Source organism: Mycobacterium sp. VKM Ac-1816D (assembly GCF_000416385.1).
Taxonomy (GTDB): domain Bacteria; phylum Actinomycetota; class Actinomycetes; order Mycobacteriales; family Mycobacteriaceae; genus Mycobacterium; species Mycobacterium neoaurum_A.
Window position 1 is genome coordinate 1 of the sequence record NZ_AOHQ01000114.1, and the last position, 2,603, is coordinate 2,603.

At 65.6% G+C, this 2,603-nt stretch carries 1 protein-coding gene; it reads right to left on the reverse strand.

All coding sequences use genetic code 11. The features are described 5' to 3' along the window. The coding region (locus G154_RS04500; RefSeq protein ID WP_036479033.1) for a pyruvate carboxylase at positions 1–2,603 on the reverse strand (2,603 nt) is incomplete at both ends.

The following is a 2,603-nucleotide window of genomic DNA, read 5'->3' on the forward strand; positions in this document are numbered from 1 at the left end:
GGAATGTCATAGCGATCCGGATCGGCGGCGAACTCATCGGCATCAGCACCGGCACCCACCAACGCCAACGCCAAATCGCCGACCACCTTGCTCGACGGGGTCACCTTGACCAACCGGCCCAACACCCGATCCGCCCCGGCGTAGGCGTCCTCGATCTCCTCGAACCGATCCCCCAACCCCAACGCGACGGCCTGGGTCCGCAAATTGGACAGCTGCCCGCCCGGGATCTCATGGGTGTACACCCGCCCCGTCGGCGCCGGCAGACCGGCCTCAAACGGGCTGTAGACCTTGCGCAACGCCTCCCAGTACGGCTCCAGATCACACACCGCCTTGAGGTCCAGACCCGTATCGCGGTCGGTATGCGCGGTCGCGGCCACGATCGCCGACAGTGCGGGCTGGCTCGTGGTGCCCGCCAACGGCGCCGAGGCCCCATCCACCGCCGAAGCGCCCGCGGTCCAGGCCGCCAGATAGGTCGCCAACTGCCCACCGGGAGTGTCGTGGGTGTGCACATGCACCGGCAGATCGAACCGCTCGGTCAGCGCACCCACGAGCTTCGTGGCGGCCTGCGGGCGCAACAACCCGGCCATGTCCTTGATCGCCAACACATGCGCCCCGGCCTCGACGATCTGCTCGGCCAAGCGCAAGTAGTAATCCAGGGTGTAGAGGTCCTCGGCAGGGTTGCTGAGGTCCCCGGTGTAGGACATCGCCACCTCGGCCACCGCCGACCCGGTGGCGCGCACCGCATCGATGGCCGGGCGCATCGAGTCCACATTGTTCAATGCATCGAAAATCCGGAAAATATCGACACCGGTCGCGGTCGCCTCATCGACAAAGGCCTCGGTGACAAGCTCCGGATACGGGGTGTAGCCCACGGTGTTACGGCCGCGCAGCAGCATCTGCAAACAGATGTTGGGCATCGCCTCCCGCAACGCGGCAAGGCGCTCCCACGGGTCTTCCTTCAAAAAGCGCAGCGCCACATCATAAGTCGCGCCACCCCAACACTCCACCGAGAGCAACTGCGGGGTCAACCGGGCCACATACGGCGCCACCAACAACAACCCGTTGGAGCGCACCCGGGTCGCCAACAACGACTGATGCGCATCGCGGAACGTCGTATCGGTCACCCCGAGGGCCGGGGAATCCTTGAGCCACTGCGCAAATCCCTGCGGCCCGAGCTCCACCAACTTCTGCTTGGACCCCGCAGGCGGGGCCACCGACAGGTCGCACGGGGGCAGCTTGTCGGCGGCATACACCGTCGACGGGCGCGCCCCGTTGGGCTTGTTCACCGTCACATCGGCCAGATAGTTCAGGATCTTGGTGCCACGATCGGCCGGGGTGTGCGAGGTCAACAGCTGCGGGCGCTCATCGATGAACGATGTCGTCACCCGGCCCGCCCGGAAATCCGGATCATCGATCACCGCCAACAAAAACGGGATATTCGTCGTCACGCCGCGGATCCGGAATTCCGCCAACGCACGACGCGCCCGCGCGGCGGCCATACCGAAATCCCGGCCGCGGCAGGTCAACTTCACCAACATCGAATCGAAATGCGCGCTGATCTCCGCACCGGTGTGCGTGCCACCATCCAACCGGATACCCGCACCACCCGGAGAGCGGTAGGCCGTGATACGCCCGGTATCGGGACGAAACCCGTTGGCCGGGTCCTCGGTGGTGATGCGGCACTGCATCGCCGCACCCCGAATCGCGATGCCGTCCTGCGACAGACCGAGGTCGGCCAGGGTCTCCCCCGCAGCGATCCGCAACTGCGAGGACACCAAATCCACATCGGTGATCTCCTCGGTCACCGTGTGCTCCACCTGAATCCGCGGATTGCACTCAATGAACACATGATGACCGCGCTCGTCGAGCAGAAACTCGATGGTGCCCGCACAGAAGTAATCGATGTGCCGTGCCAATGCCACCGCATCGGCACAGATCTTCTCCCGCACCGCCGGATCCAGATTCGGGGCCGGGGCCAACTCGATGACCTTCTGATGGCGACGCTGCAAACTGCAGTCCCGCTCGAACAGATGGATCACGTTGCCGTCACCATCGGCGAGGATCTGCACCTCGATATGGCGCGGGTTGATCACCGCCTGCTCCAGATAGACCCGGCCGTCCCCGAACGCCGACTCCGCCTCCCGCGACGCCGCCTCGATCGCCTCACCCAACCCCGACGACTCCTCGACGCGGCGCATCCCCCGACCACCACCACCGGAGACCGCCTTGACGAACAGCGGAAACGTCATCGAGGCCGCCGCAGCCAGCAGATCCTCCACCGAATCCGAAGGCTCCGAGGACGCCAACACCGGCAGACCGGCCTCCCGCGCCGCCGCGATCGCCCGCGCCTTATTGCCCGTCAACTCCAACACCTGCGCCGACGGGCCCACGAAAGTGATCCCGGCCTCCACACACGCCCGCGCCAACTCCGGGTTCTCCGACATGAAGCCATACCCCGGATACACCGCATCCGCACCGGCATGCTTGGCCACCCGGATGATCTCCGGCACCGACAGATACGCCCGGACCGGATGCCCCTCATCCCCGATCTGATACGACTCATCAGCCTTCAGGCGATGCAACGAATTGCGATCCTCGAACGG